This is a genomic window from Microbacterium sp., from assembly GCF_035277845.1.
In the GTDB taxonomy this organism is placed as follows: Bacteria; Actinomycetota; Actinomycetes; order Actinomycetales; family Microbacteriaceae; genus Microbacterium.
In genome coordinates this window covers 1-5,047 of sequence record NZ_DATEJS010000196.1, presented here as the reverse complement: position 1 = coordinate 5,047, position 5,047 = coordinate 1, and the positions used below count along the sequence as shown (strand labels likewise).

At 71.7% G+C, this 5,047-nt stretch carries 5 protein-coding genes; all 5 read right to left on the bottom strand.

Annotated elements, in window-relative coordinates; all coding sequences use genetic code 11:
• Positions 1 to 158 (bottom strand): NAD(P)-dependent oxidoreductase (locus VJR25_RS16705; RefSeq protein WP_414683759.1); only part of this gene is annotated, 158 nt, incomplete at its 3' end.
• 14 nt (positions 159 to 172) lie between these two features.
• A complete protein-coding gene (nirD, locus tag VJR25_RS08340; RefSeq protein WP_324114476.1) occupies positions 173 to 553 on the bottom strand; it encodes a nitrite reductase small subunit NirD in 381 nt (126 codons plus the stop codon).
• Positions 550 to 3,129, bottom strand: coding sequence for a nitrite reductase large subunit NirB (gene nirB / locus VJR25_RS08335; protein ID WP_324114475.1), 2,580 nt, complete (start codon positions 3,127 to 3,129; stop codon positions 550 to 552). The genes nirD and nirB overlap by 4 nt, the downstream gene beginning before the upstream one ends.
• A 205-nt stretch (positions 3,130 to 3,334) precedes the next feature.
• Positions 3,335 to 4,057, bottom strand: a complete 723-nt coding sequence (locus VJR25_RS08330) for a helix-turn-helix transcriptional regulator (protein ID WP_324114473.1) — start codon at positions 4,055 to 4,057, stop codon at positions 3,335 to 3,337.
• Between the two features lie 14 nt (positions 4,058 to 4,071).
• A partial coding sequence (gene gndA, locus VJR25_RS08325) for an NADP-dependent phosphogluconate dehydrogenase (protein WP_324114471.1) occupies positions 4,072 to 5,047 on the bottom strand: 976 nt, incomplete at its 5' end.

Genomic DNA, 5,047 nt, shown 5'->3' with positions numbered 1-5,047 from the left:
CAGCCGAGGCCGTGCGCGTGGACGAGTGCCCGGGTCTGCGCGGACAGCTCCGGCGCCACGATCAGCACGCGGGCGCCCTCCGCGACGAAGCGCGGGAGGCGGCGCGCGGTCGCGCGCCCGCCTCCCGCGAACACGACGAGTCGGCCGGTCAGCCGCACTCCGATCAGGGTCGTCACGGGGAGTCCTCCGTTCGCAGGTGCACGATGTCGTCGACGACGCCCACCGGCCACACCCGCAGCGTGTGCGACGGGCCGCCCTGGGTGTCCAGGCACATCCCCGTGCGCAGGTCGAACACCTGTTTGTACATCGGAGACGCGACCGTGGGGGCATCCGCCCGGCTGCCGATGATGCCGCGGGAGAGCACGTTGGCGTCGCTGTACGGATCGAGGTTCTGCACGGCGTGCACGGTGCCGTCGTGCAGCAGGAACAGCGCCACCTGCTCACCGCCGGGCAGCAGCGCCGCCCGGCCGCGCTCGACCTCCAGGTCGTCGAGGCGGCAGATGGGCAGCCACGCCCCGGCGCGCGTGGCGCTGTGGGACTCGATCAGGGTCATCGCCGAACCTCCAGGGTCGTGCCGGCCACGAGCACCGCGCCCGATGCCCGCTCCGCGGGTGTCGCCGGACGCGGCTGGTCCCGCTCCAGGGCGTAGGCGAGGGAGGGGTCGGGCGTGGTCGGGGCGTTGACGAAGGAGGCGAACCGGCGCAGCTTCTCCGGGTCGTCCAGCGTCGCCTTCCACTCGTCCTCGTAGTGCTCCACGTGCGCGGCCATGGCGGCATCCAGATCCGCCGCGATCCCGAGGCTGTCGTCCATGACGACCGCCCGGACCGCGTCGAGGCCGCCTTCGTACTCCTCGAGCCAGACGGACGTGCGCTGCAGCCGGTCGGCGGTGCGGATGTAGTACATGACGAAGCGGTCGATCGTGCGCACCAGGGTCTGGTCGTCGAGCCCTTCGGCGAGCAGCTGCGCGTGCTTGGGGGAGAACCCGCCGTTGCCGCCGACGTACAGGTTCCAGCCCGCCTCGGTCGCGATGATCCCGACGTCCTTGCCGCGCGCCTCGGCGCACTCGCGGGCGCAGCCGGACACGCCCAGCTTGAGCTTGTGCGGCGAACGGAGGCCGCGGTAGCGCAGCTCGAGCTCCACCGCCATCCCGACCGAGTCCTGCACGCCGTAGCGGCACCAGGTCGAGCCGACGCACGACTTCACCGTGCGCATCGACTTGCCGTAGGCGTGGCCGGACTCGAAGCCCGCGTCGACCAGGCGCCGCCAGATGTCCGGCAGCTGCTCGAGCCGGGCGCCGAACAGGTCGATGCGCTGGCCGCCGGTGATCTTCGTGTACAGGCCGAAGTCCTGGGCGACCTGCCCGATCACGAGCAGTCCCTCCGGGGTCACCTCGCCGCCGGGGATGCGGGGGACGACCGAGTAGCTGCCGTCCTTCTGCAGATTGGCCATCACGTGGTCGTTGGTGTCCTGCAGGGTGGCGTGCTCGCCGTCCAGCACGTGCCCGGCGCCGAGCGAGGCGAGGATGCTGGCCAGCACCGGCTTGCAGATGTCGCAGCCGCGGCCCGTGCCGAAGCGGCCGATGATCGCGCTGAACGTCCGCAGGCCCGAGACGCGCACCTGGTCGAACAGCTGCGCTCGGGTGAAGGCGAAGTGCTCGCACAGGCCCTCCGGCGCGGCGATCCCCGCCCGGGCCAGCTCGGCGCCGACGAGCTTGCGCACGAGGGGCAGGCACGACCCGCAGGCGCTCCCGGCCCGCGTGCACGCCTTGACGCCCGCCACGTCGGTGCAGCCGTCGTCGGTCACCGCGCACCGGATGGTCCCGGCGGTCACCGCGTTGCACGAGCACACCAGCGCGGCATCCGGCAGTTCGCCGCCGGCCGGCTGCTCGAGATCGCCGGGCACCAGGTAGGCGACCGGGTCGCCGCCGAGCGCGCCGCCGACGAGGGGGCGCAGCATGCCGTACGCCGACGCGTCGCCGACGAGCACGCCGCCGAGCAGCGTCTTCGCGTCGTCCGACATGACGAGCTTCTTGTAGACGCCGGCCACCGGGTCGCTGTAGACGACGTCCAGTGCGCCGGGCGTGGTGCCGAACGCGTCGCCGAAGCTCGCGACGTCGACGCCGTTGAGCTTGAGCTTCGTGGACAGGTCGTAGCCGGGGAAGGATGCCGCCCCGCCGAGCAGCCGGGTCGCCGCGACTTCGGCCATCGCATAGCCGGGTGCCACCAGGCCCACGCACGCGTCGTCGTAGTTGGCCACCTCGCCGATCGCGAAGACGCGCGGGTCGGAGGTGGTGCAGGTCTCGTCGATGCGCACGCCGCCGCGGGGATGCGTGTCGAGACCCGCGTCGCGGGCCAGCTGGTCGCGCGGGCGCACCCCGACGGTGAAGACCACGACGTCGGCCTGGGCGTACGAGCCGTCGCGGAACTCCAGGCCGGCCACCTGACCGCTGCCGTCGGGGTCGAGCCGCGTCGTGATCGCGTCGGTGCGCACCGCGATGCCCTTGGCCTCGATGAGCCGCCCCAGGGCGATTCCCGCCGGGCCGTCGAGCTGGGCCGACATGAGCCGGTCGCTCGACTGCACCACGGTGCATCCCACCCCGAGTCCCTGCAGGGCGCCGGCCGCCTCCAGCCCGAGCAGACCGCCGCCGATCACCATTCCCCGAAGCGGCCGACCCAGCTCGCCGGATCGCCTGTCGACGAAGGCGCGTAGCGCGATGACATCGGCGACCGTGCGGTACACGAAGCATCCGGGCAGTCCGAATCCGTCGACGGCGAGGCGCGCGGCGTAGGAGCCGGTGGCCAGCACCAGCCGGTCGTACGGCACGCTGAGGCCGCGCTTGGTGGTGACGCGTCGCGCCGACGTGTCCAGGTGCGTGACGGGATCCCCGGCGATGAATCGCACCCGCTCATCGTCGAAGACGTCGCGGGGCAGGGTCAGATCGTCCGGTGTGGCGCCGTCGAAGAACGAGGTGAGGGCCACGCGGTCGTACGGATGCCGTCCCTCCTCGCCGATCACGGTGAGCTCGACGGGATGCTCGGCGCGGCGCAGCAGGCTCTCGGCGAACCGGTGCGCGACCATGCCCGCGCCCACCACGACCACGCGTCGTGCGTGATCCGGGGAGACTGACATGCCCTGACCGTACGCGGGTCGTGTTGCGGCGCGGTCAGCGGATTGTTTCGGGCGTTTGACGGTCATCTGCTTCTCCTCGCGGTGCGGCGGATCGTTGCATCGACGCTAGAAGCGCGGTGTTACCCCGCCGGTGCGAGGGGCGTTTCCGCGAGCGAACGTTTCCCTCACGCCGGGACGCGCGAGGTTGTGAGGGGCCGACCGGCGGTCAGGCGTGGCAGATGCGGTGCAGGGTCTCGCGGGTGATCTGCATGCCGCGGGTGCCGCTCGGGTTCACGATCGCGGTGATCGTGGTGCGGCCGCATCCGGTGAGCTTCGCGACCTGCCGGATCGAGAGTCCCTCCGCGATCCAGGCCTGGATGCGGCGGCGGGCCTTCGCCGCGTCGGTGGTCTCGGTGCGCGGGTTGACGCCCGTGTTGCGGGCGAGGGCGCGCCGGTGCGCGGAGCGGGCTTCGGTGCAGGTGCGGCCGGTGGTGTCTCCGGGGCAGGTGTCGCGGCAGCCGAGGAGGTAGCCGCCCGGGGTGCCGTGCTGGATGCCGGTGCCGTGTCCGCGGCGGCGGCGTTCCTTGTTCTGGGTGACGTAGCGGGAGCGTGCTTCGGAGCAGGTGATCCGGCCGGCCCGCCAGTTCGGGCACTCCCGGCTCTCTCGGCATCCGCGCTGGTAGCCCCAGGGGGTGCCGTGCACCTGTGCGGGAGGCGTGGGATGCTTCGGGGCCGCGGCGGCGGGTGCGGGAATGCGGATGCGGACGGTGCCCGCGCGCGGGAGGGGCTGATGAGCGGGCAGTTTGGCGGCCGTGTAGTCCCAGCGGCTGCGGATCATCGCCTCCGCGCAGGTCAGGAATTCGCTGTCCGCGTCGAACAGGCAGGCGCCCTTGGACCGGCATCCCTGCTCGTATCCGGCACGGCTTCCGTGGGGGAATCGGTGCGTCATCGTGCGATCCGGGGTCAGTGGGTGGAGGTGGCGGGTGTTTCGGTGCGGTCGCCGGACCAGTTGGTGTGGAAGGTGCCGGGTTTGTCGACGCGGTGGTAGGTGTGTGCGCCGAAGTAGTCGCGTTGGGCTTGGATGAGGGCGGCGGGGAGGCGGTCGGCGCGGAGGCCGTCGTAGTAGGCGAGGGAGGAGGAGAACGCGGGGGCGGGGATGCCGGTGGTGGCGGCGGTGTGCACGATGCGGCGCCAGGCGTCCTGGGCGCGGCCCAGGGCGTCGGTGAAGTACGGGGCGGTCATCAGCACGGGCAGGTCCGGGGATTCCGCGTAGGCGTCGGCGATGTGGTTGAGGAATTGGGCGCGGATGATGCATCCGCCGCGCCAGATCCGGGACACGGCGCCGAGGTCGATGGTCCAGTCGTAGTGGGTGGCGCCGGCGCGGATCTCGTCGAACCCTTGGGAGTAGGCGACGATCTTGGAGGCGAACAGGGCCAGTCGGACGTCTTCGATGAAGGCGTCCGGATCGGTCACGGCGACCGCTTCGGACGGGCCGGGGAGGGAACACGCGACCGACCGCTGCTCGGGGTGGGCGGACAGGGAGCTTGCGAAGGTGGCTTCGGCGATGCCGGAGACGGGGACGCCGAGGTCGAGGGCGGTTTGCACGGTCCACGCGCCGGTGCCCTTCGCGCCGGCTTGGTCGAGGATGACGTCGACCAGGGGGAGTCCGGTGTCGGTGTCGTGGTGGCGGAGGACTTCGGCGGTGATCTCGATGAGGTAGGACTCGAGTTCGCCGCGGTTCCAGTCGGCGAAGATGTCCGCGATCTCGGCGGGGGTTTTCCCGGTGCCGCGGCGGATGAGGTCGTACGCTTCGGCGATGAGTTGCATGTCGGCGTATTCGATGCCGTTGTGCACCATCTTCACGAAGTGTCCCGCGCCGTCGTGGCCGACATGGGTGACGCAGGGTTCGTCCTCGGCGATCGCGGCGATGGAGCGCAGG

What these genes read in the sequence shown, in the direction of transcription:
- nirD (WP_324114476.1), bottom strand. Translation starts at nt 553, where the DNA reads ATGACCCTGATCGAGTCCCACAGCGCCACGCGCGCCGGGGCGTGGCTG.
- nirB (WP_324114475.1), bottom strand. Translation starts at nt 3,129, where the DNA reads ATGTCAGTCTCCCCGGATCACGCACGACGCGTGGTCGTGGTGGGCGCG.
- VJR25_RS08330 (WP_324114473.1), bottom strand. Translation starts at nt 4,057, where the DNA reads ATGACGCACCGATTCCCCCACGGAAGCCGTGCCGGATACGAGCAGGGA.